Here is a 20,815-nt window from a genome sequence, read left to right on the forward strand (position 1 = left end):
TAACTTAGTCTTCTTCCACCCATGGGCAGAATTGGGATATATTTACATGAGCATTACTCCTGAACTACTTCAAAAAGAATATCAATTACGATTCGGAACACTCGGTGAGTATCGTAATGCAGTCTGGAAATTACTATGTACTGAATTCTTCTCGAAATACATTTCACCTGATGCTCGGGTGCTTGACCTTGGAGCAGGTTGGTGTGAATTTATTAATAACGTGAATGTCAGCGAGAAGTATGCAATGGATCTTAATCCTGATACTGAATGGCGACTATCTCCCGGTATTCGTTTTTTACATCAGGACTGTTCGGATGAGTGGGATTTGGAACCTGGATCTCTGGATGTAGTTTTTACGAGTAATTTTCTGGAACATCTACCCGATAAGGCTGGTGTGACACAGACTATTTCTCATGCTTATGAGTGCCTGGCTCCTGGAGGATATTTGATTTGTCTGGGCCCGAATATCAAATACTTGAATGGATCCTACTGGGACTTCTACGATCATTATGTGCCACTCACTGAACTTGCAGTGGAAGAATTGCTCCGATTGGAAGGATTCGATGTTGAGCTGAGTGTTGGTCGATTCTTACCTTACTCAATGTCGCAGGGAAAAACTCCCCCATTATTTCTTTTGCGATTGTATTTGAGATTTGAGTTTCTATGGCGATTTGGTGGCAAACAATTTTTAGTGATAGGTCGAAAGAAATAGTAGATTCTATAATTGAGGACCTGAAGTATGAACTATCCCAGGAATATCGAGTAATCTCTCGTTACCAAGATGAATGAAGCGTAGTGTCATTCATAATAGAAGTTCTAATAGGTATGGCTCTGGTTGACTGCCGATTCTGATCGATTCAGGTGAGTTAGTTTTGCTGGACCATTTATCAAAATAATTGCGATTCAAATTCAGAAATCGCAAGATACGGGATAGTATTATTCGATTGTGCTGGTTCGCTTGCCTGGCGAAGATGTTTCTTCAGGTATCTGTCAGCATCGATGAAGTATCTGTAATGCAGAGTGATGCGTTTAAGTCTAGCCTGACGTTTCATGTGGAAGTCGTCGGATTGCCTTCTCATGACGGGCGCTATTTGAAATCGAATTATTAGAGCAGGGAAAAGTACTCGATTCGCATGAGTCTTTCTATCAGGCGGATGTCAAAATGAATCGTATGCATCTTGACTTAAATCCATACGTAGGCAAATAAATCAGCATTCAACTCTCAAGCTATTCTGATCCTATCGAAAATAAAGACGGGGTCTGCTGTCTGTGGGGCGCTCCCAAAATCGTCTCAGAACCGGTTAGTAATTTGAATGCTGCATTCAGGAATCTGCAGAATATTCGCCCGGCGGGTACCATTCCTGTCTGACGGGCTGCATCGCCGCGAGCGTTGTGTACCCCTCACAAGCCAGACTGCAGTCGGATTCCATTGACACTTGCTATCTGGTAATCAGGGCTTTTCGCCAGCATTGTTTGAGCGAAACGTTCAACTGCCGTGTCAAAAACAATAATAAATCATCAAAGGCTGCTTGATTTTCTCCTAGATAGTGTCGATAATACACTAACGAGGAGAAAAGATATGTCAAAATTATCACAAATCTATCAGACACCTCTGGCTCTGCTGACAGATCTGTATCAGCTGACGATGGCGCAGGGGTACTGGAAATCAGGTCGTTCAGAACAGGAAGCGGTTTTTCATCTGTTCTTTCGTAAAAATCCCTTTCAGGGAGGATTTACGATTGCGGCCGGGCTGGAGTATGTGATCAACTACCTGAATCAGTTTCGATTCACGGACTGTGACGTTGATTATCTAGCCAGTCTAGAGGGCAATGATGGCGCGCCTCTCTTTTCTGCTGAGTTTTTAACTTACCTGACCCGCCTCGAACTCTGCTGCGATCTCGATGCAGTGCCGGAAGGCACAGTCGTCTTTCCTCATGAACCACTGGTGCGGGTGAAAGGGCCCATTCTACAGTGTCAGTTACTGGAAACGGCGCTCCTGAATCTGGTCAATTACCAGTCGCTGATTGCCACCAAGTCCGCCCGTATCTGTGCCGCAGCCGGATCTGACCCGGTGTTGGAGTTCGGCCTGAGACGCGCGCAGGGCATCGATGGCGGACTGGCCGCCAGTCGCGCTGCCTATCTGGGGGGATGTGCCGCCACGTCAAATGTGCTGGCGGGAAAGCTGTTTTCGATTCCCGTCAAAGGCACACACGCTCACAGTTGGGTCATGTCGTTCAATGATGAGCTGGCTGCATTTGAAGAGTATGCGGAGGCGATGCCCAATAATTGTGTCTTCCTGGTAGATACCTATGACACATTAGATGGTGTTCGTAATGCAATTCGTGTTGGGCTCCAGTTACGGGAAGCTGGACATGAGATGGTAGGGATTCGGCTGGACTCGGGAGATTTGGCTTATCTGAGCATCGAAGCGCGGCAGTTACTCGATGATGCCGGGTTAACAAAGGTTGCCATTGTGGCCAGCAATGATCTGGATGAAGGGATCATTACCAGTCTCAAAACCCAGGGAGCAACGATTGCTGTATGGGGCGTGGGGACAAAACTGGTGACCGCTTACGATCAGCCGGCGCTGGGAGGCGTTTACAAACTCGGGGCGATTCAGAGTGAAACCGGGGACTGGGAACGCAAACTTAAGCTCTCTGAACAGGCTATCAAAACATCCACGCCCGGCATACTGCAGGTGCGCCGCTTCTTTAATTCAGAAGGTGCGATTGCAGATATGATCTATGATGAATTAAACCCGCAGCCTGTCAGTGATATTGTGGTGGATCCCCTGGATCCGACACGACGTCGTCTGCTGAGTCGTGATTTGAGAGCAGAAGATCTGCTGATCCCTATCGTCAGGGCGGGACAGGTTGTGAGGGAATGTGAAGCACTCGGTGAGATTCGGCAGCGTGTCCAGCAGCAATTGACACAGTTCCATACCAGTATTCGCCGCCATACGGCTCCCCATCAATACCCCGTGGGACTCGAGCAGGAGCTGCATGATTTTAAAACAGCCGAAATTCTCAGAGCTCGACATCCCCATCCGATGTGACAGAATTGTGAAATATCAAAGTCAATAAAGGGAGATAAGCGGTCATGCAACTGATTCAGGTCGCTGCCGTTGCACTTAACCAGACGCCATTAGACTGGGCAGGTAATACGGAGAATATTCAGGCAGCCATATCCACAGCGCGCGATCAGGGAGCCAGTCTGATCTGTCTACCTGAATTATGTATTACCGGCTATGGTTGTGAAGATGCTTTCTTTTCACCCGATGTTCAACGGAGAGCTCTGCACGCATTGCAGGAAATACTTCCCTTGACGGAAGGGATCATCGTTTCGGTGGGACTTCCCCTGTTCCATGGTGGCGGGCTATATAACTGTGCCTGCCTGATTGCCAATCAACAGATACAGGGCTTTGTGGCTAAAAATCATCTGGCGGGAGACGGAATCCATTACGAACCACGCTGGTTCAAGGCCTGGAATTCACCGCATGTGAGCCAGGTGGAAATCGAAGGTCAATCTTACCCACTCGGAAATCTGATTTTTGATTGTGGAGGAATTCGGATCGGATTTGAAATCTGTGAAGATGCCTGGGCCGCCCGGCGTCCCGGACGGGATCTGTCCCAGGCGGCCGTCGATCTGATTCTGAATCCCAGCGCCAGCCACTTCGCTTTTGACAAGCAGGAAATTCGCCGTCGGCTCGTCCTGGAAAGTTCACGGGCCTATGGGGTCAGCTACATCTATTCCAATTTACTGGGCAACGAAGCCGGTCGCATCATTTATGATGGAGCGGCATTGATTGCCAGTAATGGTTCTCTGCTGGCAGAAGGCCCCCGGCTTTCATTTCAAGATGTCGTGGTGACTTCTGCCGTAATCGATATCGACTTAACACGCATGAATCGTGCCCGCCTGATGAGTTTTCAGCCAGATCAACTCGGGCAGAGCGAAAGCCGAATCGTCGCACTGTTCCGTTTTCCGAAGATTGATCCCCAGTTCGGCACCCGGTCAGCAGAAACCTGGGAGGATTCGAAGGCTATCAAATCAGAAGAGTTTTCCCGGGCAGTCGCCTTGGGCTTGTTTGATTATCTGCGCAAAAGTCGTGCACAAGGTTTTGTGATTTCTCTGAGTGGCGGAGCCGATTCCTCTGCCGTGGCGACGCTGGTCTGGTTACTGGTGAACCTGGGGGTGGCTGAACTGGGTCTTCAAACATTTCAGTCGAAGCTGTCCCATATTCCAGAGCTCTCACAACAGAAAACAGCAGCAGACCTGGTGGCCCGACTTCTGACCTGCGTCTATCAGTCAACACGCAACAGTTCCGAAACTACAGAACAGTCGGCAGCAAAGCTGGCAGCAGCAATTGGCGCGGACTATCGCAAACTGGATGTCGATGCGATCGTCGAGGGTTATGTAGAGCTTGTCTCAAACGCCCTGGGGCGGGAATTGAACTGGAATTCCGACGATATCGCGCTGCAGAATATCCAGGCGCGAGTGCGTGCGCCGGGAGTCTGGATGATCGCAAATATACGGAATGCGCTTCTGCTGGCGACCAGCAACCGTTCCGAAGCCGCAGTCGGTTATACTACGATGGACGGCGATACGTGTGGCGGTCTCTCTCCCATTTCCGGAATTGATAAAGCATTCTTAAGGCAGTGGCTACTCTGGATGGAGAAATCAGGGCCGCCGGGAACCGGAAATCTTCCGGTTCTGCAATTGGTGAATCAACAGGAGCCGACCGCCGAACTGCGTCCTCAGGCTTCTCACCAGACAGACGAAACTGACCTGATGCCTTATAAGCTGCTGGACTGGATTGAGCGGGCTGCCATCAGGGATAAACATGGCCCCGTTGATCTATATCGATTGGCTCAGGTTCGGTTTCCAGCCTATCAATCTACGCAAGTATCTGCCTGGATCATTCGCTTCTTTCAACTCTGGTCACGAAATCAATGGAAGCGTGAGCGGTATGCTCCTTCCTTTCATCTGGACGATGAGAACCTGGACCCCAAAACCTGGTGTCGTTTCCCGATTCTCTCAGGCAGCTATCAGCGTGAACTTGAAGAGCTCCGCGCACTTGTTGACGAGGAAAGTACAAACTGAAGGATTGACAATGAAATTTAGCTATGAATATCCACGAGCAGCATTGACGGTTGACTGTGTCGTGTTTGGCCTCGACGATGAAGATCTGCAGGTGTTGTTGATTCAGCGCGATCTGCCACCGTTTGAAGGGGACTGGGCTTTGCCGGGAGGCTTTGTTCGGCTGGAAGAATCACTGGAAGAAGCCGCCCGCCGGGAACTACAGGAAGAGACGGGCATCGAAAACGTCTACCTGGAACAGCTCTATACGATTGGGGATGTGGATCGTGACCCACGTGAACGAGTCGTCACAGTTGCCTATTATGCATTGGTCAATCTTGCCGATCACCGTGTTCAGGCAGCGACAGACGCCCGGAATGCCGCCTGGTTCGCCTTGGATGATGTGCCCGCGCTCGCATTTGACCATCCGAAGATTTTAGAAATGGCCTACGAACGCCTGCGCGGCAAAGTCCGCTATCAGCCGATCGGATTTGAACTCCTGCCCCCTAAATTCACGCTGCGGCAGATTCAGCATCTGTATGAAGTCATTCTGGATCGTCAGTTGGACAAACGCAACTTCCGCAAAAAAATTCTCAGTATGGGAATTCTGATTGAACTCGATGAAGTGGAGACAGACGTGGCTCATCGAGCTGCCCGACTCTACAAATTCGATCATCGCAAATACAAACGCCTGACAAAACAGGGTTTTCATTTCGAGGTCTGAGAAAGCAGGAACAATGAATGCTTTAATACTGGTTGATTTGCAATATGATTTTATGCCCGGCGGTTCGCTGGCGGTTCCCGAGGGAGACCAGGTGGTGCCGATCGCCAATCAGTTGATGTCTGATTTCGATCTGATCGTCGCGACCCAGGACTGGCATCCGACCGATCATCAGAGTTTTGCCAGCCAGCATCCCGATCGAAAGATCGGAGAGCAGGTTGAACTGGCGGGCCTGGAACAGATCCTCTGGCCCGATCATTGTGTGCAGGGCACGCGTGGCGCGGAATTTCATGCGAATCTGAATCAAGACCAGATCGACAGGATCTTTACCAAGGGGACAGACCGTCTGGTCGATAGTTACAGCGGCTTTTATGATAACGGTCATCAGAAGTCGACTGGTCTGGGAGAGTATTTGCAAGAGCAGCAGGTGAAATCGGTGACAGTACTGGGCCTGGCGGCTGATTACTGTGTGAAATGGACGGCGCTGGATGCTGTGAAACTTGGCTTCGAAACCAGACTAATCCAGCATGCATGTCGAGGCGTCAATCTTTCGCCTGGGGATGTGGATCGCGCCTACCGGGAAATGCAGAACGCGGGTGTGAAAATAATTGAATGAATCAAATTAGAAACAACGGATCTGAAATCCAAAGAACAAAAAAGAAAAAATGAACGAACAAGAATTAAAAAAGAAAAGCAAATTCCTGAGTCTGATTCTCAGGCACCAGCCGGAGACGGTGGGGATCACACTGGACGAGTCAGGCTGGGTCGATGTTAATGTATTACTGGCAGCGATGTCACTGCAGGGAAAAGGCATGTCGCGTGCGACACTCAACACCGTCGTGCAGTCCAATGACAAACAGCGGTTTTCCTTCAACGCAGAAGGTACTCGCATTCGTGCCAACCAGGGGCATTCGATTTCCGTCGATCTGGGATATACCACAGCGGTTCCCCCCGAGATCCTGTTTCATGGCACCCCCGAGAAATTCATCGAACCCATTTCCCGGGAAGGACTCAAAAAAATGAATCGCCATCATGTGCATCTGCACGTGGACGAGCAGACCAGCATCGCCGTCGGCCGCCGACGCGGCAAACCGGTATTGATGAAAATCCGGGCGCGGGAAATGCATCAGGCAGGCTGCAAGTTCTTTGTCACGCCAAACCAGGTCTGGCTGACAGACAGCGTACCCGTTGTGTACATCGACTTTCCTTAAAGGGCCGTCGGCCCTGAGGTGTAAGTCCCGACCGGGCAACAGAATAAACTGATTTCTTGCCTGGGCGAAATGTTTCTGGATGCCGCAAAAACCAGAATATCTCTTAATCCTTCAGAGCATGGGACACGTTTCTTCTCCTACAAAGCATCCAATTCTGTAGGAAAGAAATCAGACGTGAAAAACTCAGCCGCTGAACTGCAGGAATTCAGAGCCAACTTCGAACAGGCTTCATGGGACGAGGAAAAGAAGTCGAAGGGGGCAATTTGTCTGCTCTTCAGTTCATGGCTTTTCGAATTGGCATTGTTCTGGATCTGGATCAAGTACAGTGGGACTCCCACCGATAAATGCATGAGTCCTGTTCAGATCGCAATCTTTATGGCGCTGTATCTGTTACCGGTGATTCTCTTTGTCTGGTATCTCATCAGGTTGAGCAGGAATCCCTGGTTGAAGTGCCCGCTCTGTTTCAAACCATTGAACGTACAGCGGAAGGAGCACCTGTTAACGACGGGAATGTGTCTGCACTGCAGGCAGATCATTATTGCAGGGACTCTGTCTTCTGAAGAAGCAGCACATGAATACTATGCGGAGCAGAAACTAATCAGGGAACGTGAAGACATCAGTACTTCAAAAGAGCTTGCTCGTACCACGTTCTGGATGGCGTTTCTCATTTTACCACTCTCGATTCCCCTGTATTACTGGATGAAAAGTCTGGAAGAAGTGCTGGGGCAGGAGACCTCTTATGGAGGCGTGAAAGCGATTCTCTTTATGTCGGCGGTCTTGATACTTCTGTCCGTCTTTTGCAAAAGATCAGGCAAACGCCGGGAACGAAAGCTGAATGAGCAATGAAAGCAGGAAGCGACTGCCCCTTTTTGGCACTGGTGATCCCGGTCCTGTTGTGGGGGATATCGAAATTCAGCGGTAATGAATATAATAGTGCTGTTCAGTTATTTCATGAAATTGGGAACGAAGTATGACCACCCTCTCACTGTATTATCACCGTCAACGGGCACCGCTCTGTCTGATTTTGTATGGGCTGGCAGTTGCGTTTTTTGTGATTGCCTGGATTGTGCGGACGGTACCACCCCAGTCAACTCTGAGTTTGATCTTCGTGCTGGTGGGGCTGGTGATGTTAATCCTGGCGACAGGCTTTCATCATCTGACGGTGGCCGATGAAATCGATCGCCTGCGGATTTCGTTTGGCCCGCTCCCCCTGTTTCAACGCAGCGTATTGTACGAAGAGGTCCTCCGTGCCGACGTGGATCGGACCACTTTCATGGAAGGCTGGGGAATCCATCTGAGCCCGCGTGGCGGCTGGGTCTGGAATCTCTGGGGCCGCGATTGTGTCACACTGCAAATGAAACATGGCACTTTGCGAATCGGCACCGATGATGCCGAGAACCTGGCTGCGTTCGTGAATGGTCGCGTGGAAGAATTAGGTCTGAATGCTGAAGCACATTAACCACCTGGATCAGTCAATCAAACATCCATTTTTTGCCGACACTCATAAATACCGATGCCATAAGCAGTCCTGCAACGGGTCGTCCCCGCGTCCCATCGGGAGCATCTCCGGCAAAAAACATATAAAAGGCTAAACCTAACATAAATACGCCAACTACCATCGACAGTACGCCAAAGGTTTTTTTGACGATGCCTCCTGCCGAGATGTTGAGCGATTTTCTGGGGGATGACTTTTTCTTTTTTGCTTTGACCGCTTTTTTCTTCCGAGGCTGTGCGATCGGCTCACCATAATCGGCGGACAGGTCTTCCAGTTCCTCTTCCACTGCAGGCACACGCATTTTGCTGCCGCAGGATTTGCATTTCAGAGTCTGTCCTGCGCGTTCATCTTTGACCTGATAGCTTTGAAAACATTCCTCACACTGCACCGATATCGTCATGAATTAAACCTCAAGCATAATGTTGGGAACGAGCTACTTTTCATACTTATGTGAGGACCTTTTTACCGGAAAGGTTCAGTACTTTCCAGTCCTTTATATAAAAATCCCTCTGCCCAGATTAAGAGCAGAGGGATTGATGGAATACAGATTAGAGCTGCTACCTCGAAGCTACTTATTTCTTCAAGGTGAGGTCGTTTGTCGTAGATCCTGAACCGACGACCGCCGTGAGTTTACTGGTTGTGGGGCTTGAGTATTGGTCAGAAAGCAGTTGTTTTGCTCCCTTTTCTTCGGCTTCCGCATCAGACAGTCCTTCCGGTACCGCTGATCCATCTGGGAGTACCAGTTTATGAATGTAGATGCGGTAATTTCCGGGAAGGGCTCCCTGTGAATCTTCGGGTGATTGTCCAGCCAGTTGAGTCTGCAGGGTATACGTACCTGTTTCATCGGTCAGGCCGAAGGCAATCTCTCCCCCCGGCTGGCCTTCCGCGGGAAGGTAATTAATCATGACACCAGACAATGGTTCTCCGTCTAAGGTGACCTTGCCAGTCACAGGAACCAGCTTGGATACAAATTCTGGTTCTGCAGATGTCGAACCACATCCGGAAGCAGTGAATAAAATGGGAGCCAGAAAAATAGCAATGGTTACTTGCAGTAGATGTTTCATTTTAAATGCTTTCAAGAATTTATTTAAAATAATGAGCAGAGAGGGAAGAGAATGTTGAAATAGGTTTCAGCTTACCATTCTCCAACCACATTACCGTCTGCAATGCGGTCCAGATTCAGTCGAATTGAGTAATCCGTATTGTCTCCCATAAATCGTACTGCACCATCACCCAGTAAAACATGAAGTCCGCCGACATGCAGACTGCCTGTGGTATTCCAGTCGCCCAGCCAGGGAGCAAAGTCTTTTGATCCACCGGGATAGCTGGAACTGTTTCGCGTGGTCCGGTTCGGTGTGACACCACTCAGACTCAGACCAATTTGCGTATAACCTCTTCCGCCCCAGTTGGCGTTGGCACCATTTCCGCAACAGGCCTGACGGGTCTCTGCCATCATTGCAGTATTCGACATGCCATCGGTGACATCGCGGGGACGGCATTTGCTGCCATCTTCAAACATGGTGCGCTGACTTGCTGCCCGTGATGTCCAGCCATGACAGTTATTGTAGGTTAATCGATAAACAATAAAGTCGTAGTTGGTGCGATGCTCATTCGAACCGCCGGGGAGCATGTAACTGCTGCTGGCCGGGATTCCCTGTGGACCGGGATCGGAAGGGCAGTTAAAGATCGCCATTCTCCGGTTCACCAGATCCGCGTTGGAAGTCGAACCACCACCGGGGAGAGGTGCACTTCCCGCACCGTAATCATCGAACGCCAGGCTGAAATTGAGTTGATTATACAAGGCACTTTGATCTAAATACGGGAGCAGCAGAACCAGCCCATTACCATTTAACGTGTTGCTGGCGGCAACTCCGGTGGAACAGAGTCCTTTAGCAATGGAACTGGGGGGGAGGACACTGTGCGTTTCCAGATAGTTGTGTAAAGCCAGTCCCAGCTGTTTCATTTTGTTGCGACAGTCAGAACGACGAGCCGCTTCACGCGCCTGTTGGACTGCTGGTAATAGCAATGCGATCAGAATCGCAATAATGGCTATTACGACCAGCAGTTCGATCAGAGTAAATCCCTTGCGGTTTTTGTGTTGGATCAACATGGTGTTCTCTCCTCAGGTAGGGAATCAGGAAGGATGAATGAGCGAGTCTCCAAATTAAATATTTAAGATATTTATTATATAATGTTAAGTAAGTGTAGTTAATGAACAGGGTGGGGATTTCTTATGCGAAAGCTGGAAATTGTTTGCAGAATTGAGGATACGAAATGAGAGTAAGAAGAGCCGAATCGTGTAGACCAATGTACCTGTTTAGGCCAGGGCTGATCTCGCCGATTTGAACCTTCAAAACAAGTTTAAATGTAGATCAAAGCAGGATGGCAATCCGGTATAGCGACCACGATTCAGTCAGATGCCATAGGTATCAGGTTGTCCTGCTACAGCTTGGCGGTATCTATCTGACTGCGAATCAACGCCAGGAAATCGACAGATTTTAGCTGCTGCAGAGACAGAAGTGTGACCGGGAAGATGCAGCAAACTCTTTGCGAAAAGATGAGGTGTCCGAATTTAGAAAGTTGAAAGAACTGATCAAGTTTATCGAGTCTGTTTGTCTTCAAAATCTTTGATCGTCCTTTTGATTTCATCCAGCAGTTTGCGACCATCTTCGCCTGTCATCTCAATGAACTGTTCACGGACGGGCTGACTGGCCTCGCGAAATGCGGCGCGGGCTTCTGGAGTGAGTTGGTCGACAATGTTCAGTTCAGGTCTGTTTTTCCGAATCAGGTCGAGCCGCTCACGATTAAACTTCTTTTGAACGTCGAGGATGTAGCCATTCAAATCGGTAACGACACCTAAAACCAGTTTCTGTCTTTCTGGTGAGAGAGAATGAAAAAACTCACGATTGGTGACTGCCGTTGTGATGAAGGGGGCGTGTCGTGCGAAAATCATCCAGTCGGTCACTTCATAAAAGTTCATTTCCTGAATTGCAAAGACCGGGTTTTCCTGACCGTCAATCATATTCAGTTGAAGGGCAGAATAGACTTCGGAGTAAGGCAGGGGAGTCGGACTGGCACCATAGGCTTCATAGGCGGCCAGTAACAGGGGCGTCGTCATGACCCGCATTTTGACGCCCTGAAAATCATCGGGTGTCTTGATGTCTTTTTTGGTTGTCCAGACCTGCCAGCCTTCAGAAAAGATCGAGAGTAGCTTCAGATCTTTGCGGGCGTAGAGTTCATCGAAAGTCTGTTGCAACTTCGGATCTTCGTTGAGCACTTTGTTATTGATTTCGTCATCATCGGAAAACAGAAAGTGGAGCAGAAAGACCTGAACCTCCGGAATCAGTTTCCCCAGATGTCCCGGTGAAGCCATCGCAAACTGGATCACTCCCATGTCGACGAGTTCGGTAATCTGGTCAGAAGTTCCCAGTGTTCCGTAGGGATAAATCGTTACTTCAATTTTGCCTGCAGACCGTTTTTCAATCAGTTCCTTGAACTTGATGGCGTATTGATGCTGGACGCTGCCGATGGTTTCTTCAATCGCAAATCGCCACTGAATGACTGGCTCTTTTGTCGATGCGGCACCTTTAGACTCACAGGCAGAAGGGAGAATCAGACAGATTAGCAGTCCCACGAACTGAAACATTTTGAAATAATGTGTGCTGTTCATCGTCGATACCTGTCTGATCAGTGAAAGGCCAGATCGCGTAGGAAGAGGGAAATGGCAGGGAAGGCGATCAGTAAGACGCCCGCCAGCAGCAGAATAGCAATGAAGGGGGGCGTCCCCCGAATGACTTCCAGATAAGGGCGTCGGAAAACCGCAATTGCCGTGAAGATATCACAGCCGAACGGCGGAGTGGCCGAGCCAATCGCGACCTGCAGAGTCACCACAATTCCAACCAGCACAGGATCAATCCCGGCGGCAGCGGCAACAGGGTGAAATATCGGAGTCAGGATCAGGATGACCACGATCGGATCAACGAACATACAGCCGATGAAATAGGCGACTGCAATAGTCAACATGATCGTCCAGTAACCGGAATCGGGAGTGAGTCCCAGCCAGTTATTAATGAGTGCATCAGGCAGTTGGGCGAAGGAAATCACCCAGCTGAAGCCAGCACCTGCTCCTACCAGAATGAAGACGACGGCAGTAACCAGTCCGGTTGAAAGTGCAATATCGGGGATGTCTTTCAAAGAAAGATCACGAAAACAGGCGATCTCTAAAATGCCAGCATAAAGTACAGATATGGCCGCTGCTTCCGTCGGGCTGAAGATTCCGGAATAGATACCCCCAATGATGATCAGCGGGAATCCCAAAGGCAGTATGGCACGCTGAATTGCGGTGCGGCGCGTTGTGTGATCCGCTTTGGGTTGCCGGGGAATCTGCATTCGAATGGAAGCGAACCAGCAGTAAACGCAAAACATCAGCAGTACGAGCAGGCCAGGGCCGATTCCGGCAATGAACATCTCCCCAATGGATGTGCCTGAGACAACCCCATATACAATCATGCCGATACTAGGGGGGATTAACAGGGCGATGTCACTGGCATTAATAATCAGAGCGGTCGTGAAGGAGTCGGAGTAACCGGCTTTCAGCAATTGTGGACGGAGTGGACCACCTATCGCAACGACGGTTGCCTGTGTTGATCCGGACATGGCACCAAACAGGGTGCAGCTGATGGCGCTGGCGATTGGTAGCCCGCCGCGCAGGTGACCTACGAAGGCAGTCACCAGGTCCAGTAAACGATTGGCCGAGTTTCCGCGCGTCATAATATCCGCGGCAAAAATAAACATGGGAACCGCGATCAACGCGGCTGGTTTAATCCCCCCGATCATCTGCTGAATCAGAACGGCAGGAGTCACATCTGGATGAAAAACCAGCAGAACGGTCAACGCTGCCACGATGAGGGGTACCTTCATCGGAAAGCCCAGCATTAACAGTACCAGCATGATTCCCAGAATGAGTAATGCTTCCACGCCGTTATCTCCCCGGTGCCTTGATCATTTCAGAGTTCCCCTACCACCGTGGTCTCATATTCGTCCTTCTGGGTATACGAGATATAGACATCCGGGGAAGTCAGGTTCCGCATCACGGTTAAGCCATACTGAATGGCGGTCAACAGCAGGCCCAACGGGACAAATAGATAAACCAGATACAGGGGAACCTGCAGGACAGGAGAGACGGTTTCGAGAAAGCGGACCGTGAAAATATATTCGAATGCGTACCAGGCAAGGACTAACATGAGAAGTGAGGTGAGCCCGCTGATAGCAATCATCAGAATCTTACGCCAGCGCTGGTTTAACTGATCGTAGAACGCTGTCATACGAATGTGGCGGCCGCGACTGGCAGCGTAACTCAAACCCACAAAGGTGACGATGATGATCAGGAACTGGGACAGTTCCCCGGTAAAGGAGACGCTGAAGCCAAGCACAGCGCGGCAGAATACATTCCCGATCGAAAGGGCTGCAATCGCGATAATCGACCAGGCGAGCAGAAAGGCTTCGATTTTCTGAATCAACTGAAAGAGGCGGTTCATCAGCGTCTCTTTCTGAGATTCATTATATGATCAAAGCAGTCGCCTGCAGGTTGACTGGGAATGCGGATTTGTTTTAACGCCATCAAATGAACTCTCTGGGTTTCATTGTATTGCTGAATTCATGTGGGGCGATAAATTCAGGTCGTGGTTTAAAATCCTGGTTACAGCAGACAGGTCAGGCATCGGTTGCAGTGGCAGCCGGATAGACGCCGTTTTCATCATGCACTTCCTGACCCGTCACCGGTGGGTTAAAGACGCAGATCATCCGCAACTGTGTTTTTGCCCGCAACAGGTGGCGGTCATTTTCATTCAGGGCGTACATCATTCCCGGTTGGATGGGATAGGTGGGACCGTCGGGAATCAGTTCGATTTCGCCTTCCCCCTCAATACAGTACACCGCTTCCAGGTGATTCTGGTACCAGATTTCCGTTTCTGTTTCAGGATGAATCAAAGTGTCGTGCAGTGAAAAACCCATTTTTTGACCCGCCAGTAATAAGCGGCGACTGTTCCAGGTTTCTGCATGGACATCCCGGTCTGTTCCAAGAATATCTTCCAGTTGTGTTACAATCATGATCTCACTCTTCTGTCTACAAATTATTAGTCTACGTTGTCTAAATAATATCTGAAAGCAGGCGGCCTCAATTCGAGACCAGGCCCAGTTGCTTAATTACTTTTTCATCGTTGAGAACAATTTTAAAACAGTCGGCAACGATATCCAGGCCTTCCAGCAGCAGGTCATCATCAATCGTCAGAGGCGCCAGAATTTTCAATACATGGCTGTCCGTACCGCTCGTTTCAATAATCAGACCGTGTTTAAATGCTTCGGCACTGATCATATCTGGCAACTGTGGGTATTCCTGACAGGCAAGGCCCCAGATCATACCGCGGCCACGTACTTCCATATCCAATTCAGAAGTCGTGTCGGCAATTGCCTGGAGTCGACTTTCAATCAGTGTCCCTTTACGCTTTACTTCGCGCGTCAGACGGTAATCGCTCCAGTACGTTTCAATCGCTGCCGCTGCGGAGACAAACGCCAGGTTATTTCCGCGGAACGTACCGTTATGCTCACCCGGTTCCCACTGGTCGAGTTCCGATCGCATCAGAACCAGCGACATAGGTAAGCCATAAGCACTCAATGACTTGGAAAGTGTGACGATATCAGGAACGATGCCCGCTTCTTCAAAGCTGAAGAAACTGCCGGTTCGGCCACAGCCCACCTGAATATCATCAATAATCAGCAGCATGCCATGTTCCTGGCAGAGAGTTTCAAGCTGTTGCAGCCATTCTGCACTGGCAACATTGACGCCTCCTTCACCCTGAACTGTTTCCACAATGACAGCTGCCGGTAAATCCAGACCGCTGCTGTTGTCTTTCAGCAGTGCTTCAAAATATTCCAGCGTGTCAATGTTGTCACCCAGGTAGCCGTAATAAGGCATAAAAGTGACATTGTTTAAAGGAGTGCCTGCGGCATCACGAAAATGACTATTCCCTGTCGCAGCGACAGAACCGAGGCTGACGCCGTGAAAACCATTGGTGAAGGAAACGACGTTGGTACGTCCGGTTACTTTGCGAGCCAGCTTAAGTGCCGCTTCGACCGCATTGGTACCGGTAGGGCCGGTGAACTGGACTTTGTAATCAAATTCGAGCGGAGAAAGAATATGTTTTTCAAATACTTCCAGAAATCGTTGTTTGGCGTCAGTGTGCATGTCGAGACCATGCAGCAGGCCATCGCGTTCCAGGAATTCCAGCAGCTTCTCTTTGAAGATCGGGTTGTTATGCCCATAGTTTAATGTACCGGCTCCGGCGAGGAAGTCGATGTATTCGTTTCCTGCTTCATCACTTAAAGTCGCATTCTGGGCTTTCGTGAAAGTTGTCGGGAACGAGCGGCAGTATCCCCGGACATTAGATTCAAGTCGGTTGAATATATTCATAATACTTGTGTTTTCTCTCCATATGAAGGTTTGAGTGTGAATGGACCTAGCTGATATAGTTCTTCGGTTTCGTGTTCTTCAGCTTCACCAAACAGATCCGAAGAAAATCCACTGCACGTTCGGCACTCAGTTTTAAGCCGCTTCGCCAGAGAGCGAAACAGTTTTTGTGACGATTGGTTGGAAGGCGTAATCGTCGTTTCCAGATAGTTGATGTGAGACATGGCGTCTCGTGAAAGCAGGGCATCCAGCATGCGGGAAGCGACTCCGCAGCCACGCATGCTGCTGTCGACGGCTGCCTGCCAGATAAAGATGGTGTTTTCTCGATGAGGGGGGCAATAAGCTGAGAGAAAACCTACGATACGAGAATCATGCTCTGCGAGAACACACGTATCGTGAAAGTCGCGGCAAAGCAGCAGGGAGACGTAATTGGAATTCACGTCCAGGGGGGGGCAGTTCTTCACCAGGTCAGTGATAGCGAGACCGTCTTCCAGAGTGGGCTCGCGAAAAATCAATTGTGTGGCCTTATCCATTTGGCTTTGTTTTACGGGCTTCTGAGCAATCAGCTCTAGTGTATGAAAAAGATTAGACTACAAAATAAAGTCGAATTTTGAGGATGCGATGAATTTGTATCGTTATCAAAGCAGTCGTTCGTGCAACATAACTGTTTTAGCAGCGTTATGTTGATACAGATAAGGAGCTTGGGTAAATGCGAATCACTTTCTGTACCGTGTTTGTAGCTAAAAATGCTTAGTGTGCAATACTTTGTACACAATGGAATATTGGGTGTCAACCCTCTGTTTTTTAATTGCCGGTGAAAATAGTATGAGGTTTACCGTGATCTGATGATTGCGATCCGGCGATCTATCAGGTCGCAGAGGGCAATCAGGTTACATATACAGGTTGATATGAACTTTCTCCTGGTACGAATGCAGAGGGAGAGCGGATCTGTTCGGATGTATTGTCGTATTTACGGTTTTTTTACCCGCGTTCTACTCTTTTCGGGATGAGGAGCAGGTATGGAAGCTGTTTTATTCGTTCAGGAAGCGAGAATCGTGTTCTGCCGGGGTCGAAACTTCTCCTGCAGACAGGACGGGAGAAGCATCAATATCTTCAGCGTCCATCATCGATGCAATGCGTTGCAGGGTAGAAAGCATCTGGGTCTGTTCCCATTCCTGAAGCATGAGGAGTTCGCGGCGGAAGCGGTCCTGTAATAGAGAGGGGGCATTTGTTAGCATCGCCTGACCCGCTTCGGTCAATTCGACGACCACCGTCCGCTTGTCCTGTCCCCTGCGACCACGTGAGACCAGATTTCGGGATTCCAGGCGACTCAGGATCCCGGTCAATGTTGCCTGGCTGAGATGGATTGATTTTGCCAGCGCACCTACCGTAATCGGCTGCATCCGGGCGATCGTCTGGAGCGAGGCTAACTGGGGAGCAGTCAGGCCGATATCGTGCATCAACCCCCGGGAGTGTAAATCAATCGCGCGCGTAATGCGTCGCAATGCGACGATGACTTGGTCCTCAAGACTGAGAGGTGACATAAGGTTCTCGATGTAAGTTGCAGCTGGAAAAACAAAGCGCAGGCGATCCCAGCCAAATATTATGCATACAAAGCAATTATTTTCAACCTCTTGAACAATACATGGCTCAAAGCAGATGGTAGAGGGACTTCGCCGCTGAGAGCCAGAGTCAGTTAGGTGGCGTTTTCGTTTGCTGAAACATGGCTCGCAGGTCGAGTGGGTAATCGGTAAGAATGGCATCAATCCCCGCGTCTGTTGCCCGTTGCCAGTTTTTCGGGACATTTCCACTGACTGTGCCACCAGCGATAAAGGACTTTTTCCCGGCAGCGTGTACCTGTTGCATCTCTAGCCGGGTTGGCAGATACCTCACATAAACCCAGTCTGCATTCGGTTCTGAAAGAGCTGAGGAAAATTCAGCCATATTATTAGCGACAGCTGCAGTTTCTGCTTTAACGGAAGCGCCTTTGATGTTTTTTCTTACCTGTGGTTCCTGGATCGTTCGTCCGATAAAAATAAGTCGCTCCAGGATTCCCTGTTTTATCGCCAGATCGACGACTTCCTGTTCGACGTCTGAATCTTTGAAGTCGACGGCAATGAGAATTTCATGCTGTCGATATTGTGCAGCAAGTTGTAAGACTTCAGTGACGGTGGGCACCTGTTCTCCTTTAAACCGAGGGTCGAACCAGCTGCCGGCATCCAGTTGTTTGATTTCCGACAGCGTCAGATCAGCTACGTTTCCTGAGCCATTGGTTGTTCGATCAAGTGTCTTGTCATGAATGCAGACCAGGTGTCCGTCTTGACTGCGTTGCACATCGAATTCAAATCCCAGTCGCAGTTCCAGGCAGGCTCGAAAATTCGCCAGTGTATTTTCCGGAGCCACCTTGAGTAAGCCACGATGCGCGACGATCAGGGGATCTCCAGCTTTCGCGACGAGACCAGCGGCGGCAGGAAGAATCAGAGAAAAAAGGATTGTCAGCAGGATCTGGCTTCGGTGCATAATTAAGTATCCCGGGTTGATGAAAGCATATTAGAAAGTTTAGCGTACTTGAGTCACTCGATCATTTCTATCTTCAACGTGATCAGAACATTGGGAAAAGGAATATGGCCAAACACAGATGATACGCTGTATCTCTTTTTGTATCGGCATCTTAGTTTAATGTTGCTGGTCAGGCCCATGCAATCTACCTTCATATTCGGCCTAACAGAAATTGATCAGAATTCCGATAAATGTAATATGCCCCGGAATCAATTTCAGAGCAGATATCATGTGTAACTTTTGTTTGCGAGTCTGGCCTGGTCTATTCGTCTACATCGCTTTGTTCTGCTGCGCCGGGAAAACGAATGCTGAAACCGGTGAAACGCTCTTTGATCAAAGTCTGCTCGCATCAGATTTCGTCGAAGCTCACGAGTGTGAATGTGAAGTTCCTCGTTTCCGGCTTCTTAATTTTTCACCCGAATGTGGTACCCTTTTTCAATGGCGTGGCAGTACCGGATGTCAGGGGGGACCGCAGCTCAATCAACCTCTGCAAACGGATCGGCCTAATTTTACTTCCACTTCAGTGACTGTGGGAAAAGGCGTTACCCAACTTGAGTTCGGTTATACGTATCTGGATAGCGAGGAACTGGGAGCGGATGTCAAATACCAGTCATTCGGGGAATTCCTGTATCGGCGGGGGATTGTTGCCGACTGGATGGAATTTCGACTGTCGTTTTCTCCTCTGGAACAAAGTACCGATGCGGGACTCTATCAGAATACGACTTTCGGGAGCCAGGATCTGGGGCTGGCTTTGCAGTTTGCCCTGACTCCGCAGCAGGGAGTTCTGCCTGAAATGGCTTTGATTACTTCGATGAGCGTTCCGACAGGCAGTTCTGCTTTTACTGCGAATCAGGTGGAAACGGGCATTGATCTGGTCTATGCCTGGACGCTTAACGATTTTGTGAACGTCGCGGCCTCTACACAGGGGTATGGCGATATCGATGATTCCGGTGAATCCTTTCTTGAAATCGCGCAATCCTGTTCGGTGGGATATACCCTGACTGAGAAACTGGGAGCCTTCACAGAATGGTTCGTATTGATTCCCAGCGGCGCTCGAACGGCGCGCACCGAACATTATTTTGATGCTGGCTTTACTTATCTGATCACTAATAACCTGCAGCTCGATTTGAGTGCGGGTGTGGGGTTAAATGACGCAGCCTCAGCATACTTCGTTGGCGCCGGTTGCTCGATTCGTTTTCCCTGAATTCGTGTTCGACGAAATTCAGACTTTGACCCCTTCAATGATGCTGAGTTCTGATTCGGTCTGCAAAATGCGTGTCAGTTCGAATCCCGCCTGCCGATAAAGGGCACTGGCGTCCGTGTTTGTAGCGGTTGCCAGTTACTCTGGAGACCCGCGATTAAGAGATCGGTAATTCCCAATTTCGTGGCGGCATAAATACTTTGAGAGACCCTGTAGCCGGTAATCATCTGCTCAAGTTGCTATGGGAGAGTGCTCTCTGGCATTGAATTTGTCTTGACAAAAAGAGAGATTATTTATTTCCGACTGGTGGTGGTTGAGGACGGGAAAATGTCAATTTGTTGTTCGTCGATTCATCGGCCTGATATTGGTAGCCATCCAGATTAAAATCACATAACTGGTCGGGCTCGTCGATGCGGTTCTGAATGATCCAGGCAGCCATCCGTCCGCGGGCCTGTTTTGCGAACAAGGCAATCGTCCGTGATTTGCCAGCTTTGATTTCTTTGAAAACAGGTGTGATCACTTGACCTGCCAGCAGTCGGGGTTTCACAGATTTGAAATATTCATTCGATGCCAGATTGACCAGCTCCGGGTGTTTGTGGGCTTCCAGTTCTGCATTGATGGAACGTGTAATCTTCTCACCCCAGAAATCATATAAGGTGTTCCCGCTGCGCGTGGTCAGGCTGGTTCCCATTTCCAGACGATACGCCTGCATCAGGTCCAGGGGGCGCAACACGCCGTACAGACCGGATAGAATTCGCAGATGATCCTGGGCAAAAGCGAGATCGCGGGCCTTGAACTGTTCCGCCTGCAATCCCTGATAGACGCCGCCATTAAACATCAGGACCGCCTGTTTGGCGTTTTCAGTTGAGAAGGGACGTGACCACTGGTTGAACCGTTCCTGATTCAACTCCGCCAGGTCCTCACTGATTCCCATCAGTTCCCGCAATGATTTTTTCGACATCCGTCGCAGTTTTTTGACGAGGGTTTCCGCGTCATCAAGGAATTCTGGCATGGAGAATTTTGTGGTCTGTTTTTGAGGCTCCAGATTCAGAGATTTAGCGGGAGAGAGTACAGTCAACATATTCGC

General features: G+C 49.5%; 21 protein-coding genes. 9 read left to right on the forward strand and 12 right to left on the reverse strand.

Annotated features, from left to right (window positions below; translation table 11 throughout):
- The first annotated feature begins 46 nt into the window (after positions 1–46).
- The 8 genes from ACN0YH_RS20200 to ACN0YH_RS20235 all read left to right on the forward strand — a co-directional run bounded on the left by ACN0YH_RS20200 (position 47) and on the right by ACN0YH_RS20235 (position 8,467).
- On the forward strand, positions 47–712 hold the full coding sequence (locus tag ACN0YH_RS20200) for a class I SAM-dependent methyltransferase (RefSeq protein ID WP_417381393.1): 666 nt from the start codon (positions 47–49) through the stop codon (positions 710–712).
- Between the two features lie 867 nt (positions 713–1,579).
- The gene (locus ACN0YH_RS20205; RefSeq protein WP_417381394.1) at positions 1,580–3,055 is read left to right on the forward strand and encodes a nicotinate phosphoribosyltransferase; all 1,476 of its coding nucleotides are present in this window, start codon (positions 1,580–1,582) and stop codon (positions 3,053–3,055) included.
- Between the two features lie 44 nt (positions 3,056–3,099).
- Complete coding sequence (gene nadE / locus ACN0YH_RS20210; RefSeq protein ID WP_417381395.1) at positions 3,100–5,100, forward strand: NAD(+) synthase; 2,001 nt, start codon at positions 3,100–3,102, stop codon at positions 5,098–5,100.
- Positions 5,101–5,110: 10 nt separating this feature from the next.
- Complete coding sequence (locus ACN0YH_RS20215) at positions 5,111–5,800, forward strand: NUDIX hydrolase (protein WP_417381396.1); 690 nt, start codon at positions 5,111–5,113, stop codon at positions 5,798–5,800.
- A 13-nt stretch (positions 5,801–5,813) separates the two neighbouring features.
- Entirely contained in the window at positions 5,814–6,413 is a 600-nt protein-coding gene (gene pncA, locus ACN0YH_RS20220; protein WP_417381397.1) for a bifunctional nicotinamidase/pyrazinamidase, read from the forward strand.
- 49 nt (positions 6,414–6,462) lie between these two features.
- On the forward strand, positions 6,463–7,008 hold the full coding sequence (locus ACN0YH_RS20225; RefSeq protein ID WP_417381398.1) for an RNA 2'-phosphotransferase: 546 nt from the start codon (positions 6,463–6,465) through the stop codon (positions 7,006–7,008).
- A 174-nt stretch (positions 7,009–7,182) separates the two neighbouring features.
- Positions 7,183–7,854, forward strand: coding sequence for a hypothetical protein (locus ACN0YH_RS20230; protein ID WP_417381399.1), 672 nt, complete (start codon positions 7,183–7,185; stop codon positions 7,852–7,854).
- A gap of 124 nt (positions 7,855–7,978) precedes the next feature.
- Positions 7,979–8,467: a hypothetical protein gene (locus tag ACN0YH_RS20235; RefSeq protein ID WP_417381400.1), complete on the forward strand. Its 489-nt coding sequence runs from the start codon at positions 7,979–7,981 to the stop codon at positions 8,465–8,467.
- 13 nt (positions 8,468–8,480) lie between these two features.
- Here the strand turns inward: ACN0YH_RS20235 and ACN0YH_RS20240 are convergent, their stop codons facing one another.
- From ACN0YH_RS20240 to ACN0YH_RS20290, 11 genes are all read right to left on the reverse strand, one after another.
- Positions 8,481–8,903 (reverse strand): hypothetical protein, encoded by a 423-nt coding sequence (locus tag ACN0YH_RS20240; protein WP_417381401.1) that lies wholly within the window; start codon positions 8,901–8,903, stop codon positions 8,481–8,483.
- Between the two features lie 172 nt (positions 8,904–9,075).
- Positions 9,076–9,567: a hypothetical protein gene (locus ACN0YH_RS20245; protein WP_417381402.1), complete on the reverse strand. Its 492-nt coding sequence runs from the start codon at positions 9,565–9,567 to the stop codon at positions 9,076–9,078.
- 71 nt (positions 9,568–9,638) lie between these two features.
- Entirely contained in the window at positions 9,639–10,613 is a 975-nt protein-coding gene (locus ACN0YH_RS20250) for a DUF1559 domain-containing protein (RefSeq protein WP_417381403.1), read from the reverse strand.
- Positions 10,614–11,102: 489 nt separating this feature from the next.
- Positions 11,103–12,173, reverse strand: a complete 1,071-nt coding sequence (dctP, locus tag ACN0YH_RS20255; RefSeq protein ID WP_417381404.1) for a TRAP transporter substrate-binding protein DctP — start codon at positions 12,171–12,173, stop codon at positions 11,103–11,105.
- 17 nt (positions 12,174–12,190) lie between these two features.
- Positions 12,191–13,453, reverse strand: coding sequence for a TRAP transporter large permease (locus tag ACN0YH_RS20260; RefSeq protein WP_417381484.1), 1,263 nt, complete (start codon positions 13,451–13,453; stop codon positions 12,191–12,193).
- 56 nt (positions 13,454–13,509) lie between these two features.
- A complete protein-coding gene (locus ACN0YH_RS20265; protein ID WP_417381405.1) occupies positions 13,510–14,040 on the reverse strand; it encodes a TRAP transporter small permease in 531 nt (176 codons plus the stop codon).
- A 175-nt stretch (positions 14,041–14,215) separates the two neighbouring features.
- Complete coding sequence (locus ACN0YH_RS20270; RefSeq protein WP_417381406.1) at positions 14,216–14,611, reverse strand: ectoine synthase; 396 nt, start codon at positions 14,609–14,611, stop codon at positions 14,216–14,218.
- Between the two features lie 67 nt (positions 14,612–14,678).
- Positions 14,679–15,971, reverse strand: coding sequence for a diaminobutyrate--2-oxoglutarate transaminase (ectB, locus tag ACN0YH_RS20275; protein ID WP_417381407.1), 1,293 nt, complete (start codon positions 15,969–15,971; stop codon positions 14,679–14,681).
- The gene (ectA, locus tag ACN0YH_RS20280) at positions 15,968–16,501 is read right to left on the reverse strand and encodes a diaminobutyrate acetyltransferase (RefSeq protein ID WP_417381408.1); all 534 of its coding nucleotides are present in this window, start codon (positions 16,499–16,501) and stop codon (positions 15,968–15,970) included. The genes ectB and ectA overlap by 4 nt, the downstream gene beginning before the upstream one ends.
- Before the next feature lie 498 nt (positions 16,502–16,999).
- A complete protein-coding gene (locus ACN0YH_RS20285; RefSeq protein ID WP_417381409.1) occupies positions 17,000–17,512 on the reverse strand; it encodes a MarR family winged helix-turn-helix transcriptional regulator in 513 nt (170 codons plus the stop codon).
- Positions 17,513–17,660: 148 nt separating this feature from the next.
- A complete protein-coding gene (locus ACN0YH_RS20290) occupies positions 17,661–18,488 on the reverse strand; it encodes a glycerophosphodiester phosphodiesterase (protein ID WP_417381410.1) in 828 nt (275 codons plus the stop codon).
- 268 nt (positions 18,489–18,756) lie between these two features.
- Between ACN0YH_RS20290 and ACN0YH_RS20295 the strand changes: the two genes are divergently transcribed.
- Positions 18,757–19,731 carry a transporter gene (locus ACN0YH_RS20295; RefSeq protein ID WP_417381411.1) on the forward strand — a complete coding sequence of 325 codons (975 nt, stop codon included), beginning with the start codon at positions 18,757–18,759 and terminating at the stop codon, positions 19,729–19,731.
- Positions 19,732–20,017: 286 nt separating this feature from the next.
- On the opposite strand, the gene yaaA is transcribed toward ACN0YH_RS20295, so the two are convergent.
- On the reverse strand, positions 20,018–20,809 hold the full coding sequence (gene yaaA, locus ACN0YH_RS20300) for a peroxide stress protein YaaA (RefSeq protein ID WP_417381412.1): 792 nt from the start codon (positions 20,807–20,809) through the stop codon (positions 20,018–20,020).
- Positions 20,810–20,815 lie beyond the last annotated feature (6 nt).

The organism is Gimesia sp. (assembly GCF_048262075.1).
GTDB lineage: Bacteria > Planctomycetota > Planctomycetia > Planctomycetales > Planctomycetaceae > Gimesia.

Coding starts and splice junctions, on each gene's coding strand:
- nadE (WP_417381395.1), top strand. CDS start 3,100: ATGCAACTGATTCAGGTCGCTGCCGTTGCACTTAACCAGACGCCATTA.
- ACN0YH_RS20215 (WP_417381396.1), top strand. CDS start 5,111: ATGAAATTTAGCTATGAATATCCACGAGCAGCATTGACGGTTGACTGT.
- ACN0YH_RS20205 (WP_417381394.1), top strand. CDS start 1,580: ATGTCAAAATTATCACAAATCTATCAGACACCTCTGGCTCTGCTGACA.
- ACN0YH_RS20295 (WP_417381411.1), top strand. CDS start 18,757: ATGTGTAACTTTTGTTTGCGAGTCTGGCCTGGTCTATTCGTCTACATC.
- ectB (WP_417381407.1), bottom strand. CDS start 15,971: ATGAATATATTCAACCGACTTGAATCTAATGTCCGGGGATACTGCCGC.
- ACN0YH_RS20240 (WP_417381401.1), bottom strand. CDS start 8,903: ATGACGATATCGGTGCAGTGTGAGGAATGTTTTCAAAGCTATCAGGTC.
- ectA (WP_417381408.1), bottom strand. CDS start 16,501: ATGGATAAGGCCACACAATTGATTTTTCGCGAGCCCACTCTGGAAGAC.
- ACN0YH_RS20260 (WP_417381484.1), bottom strand. CDS start 13,453: ATGCTGGTACTGTTAATGCTGGGCTTTCCGATGAAGGTACCCCTCATC.
- ACN0YH_RS20225 (WP_417381398.1), top strand. CDS start 6,463: ATGAACGAACAAGAATTAAAAAAGAAAAGCAAATTCCTGAGTCTGATT.
- dctP (WP_417381404.1), bottom strand. CDS start 12,173: ATGAACAGCACACATTATTTCAAAATGTTTCAGTTCGTGGGACTGCTA.
- pncA (WP_417381397.1), top strand. CDS start 5,814: ATGAATGCTTTAATACTGGTTGATTTGCAATATGATTTTATGCCCGGC.
- ACN0YH_RS20265 (WP_417381405.1), bottom strand. CDS start 14,040: ATGAACCGCCTCTTTCAGTTGATTCAGAAAATCGAAGCCTTTCTGCTC.
- ACN0YH_RS20285 (WP_417381409.1), bottom strand. CDS start 17,512: ATGTCACCTCTCAGTCTTGAGGACCAAGTCATCGTCGCATTGCGACGC.
- ACN0YH_RS20250 (WP_417381403.1), bottom strand. CDS start 10,613: ATGTTGATCCAACACAAAAACCGCAAGGGATTTACTCTGATCGAACTG.
- ACN0YH_RS20245 (WP_417381402.1), bottom strand. CDS start 9,567: ATGAAACATCTACTGCAAGTAACCATTGCTATTTTTCTGGCTCCCATT.
- ACN0YH_RS20200 (WP_417381393.1), top strand. CDS start 47: ATGAGCATTACTCCTGAACTACTTCAAAAAGAATATCAATTACGATTC.
- ACN0YH_RS20290 (WP_417381410.1), bottom strand. CDS start 18,488: ATGCACCGAAGCCAGATCCTGCTGACAATCCTTTTTTCTCTGATTCTT.
- ACN0YH_RS20235 (WP_417381400.1), top strand. CDS start 7,979: ATGACCACCCTCTCACTGTATTATCACCGTCAACGGGCACCGCTCTGT.
- yaaA (WP_417381412.1), bottom strand. CDS start 20,809: ATGTTGACTGTACTCTCTCCCGCTAAATCTCTGAATCTGGAGCCTCAA.
- ACN0YH_RS20270 (WP_417381406.1), bottom strand. CDS start 14,611: ATGATTGTAACACAACTGGAAGATATTCTTGGAACAGACCGGGATGTC.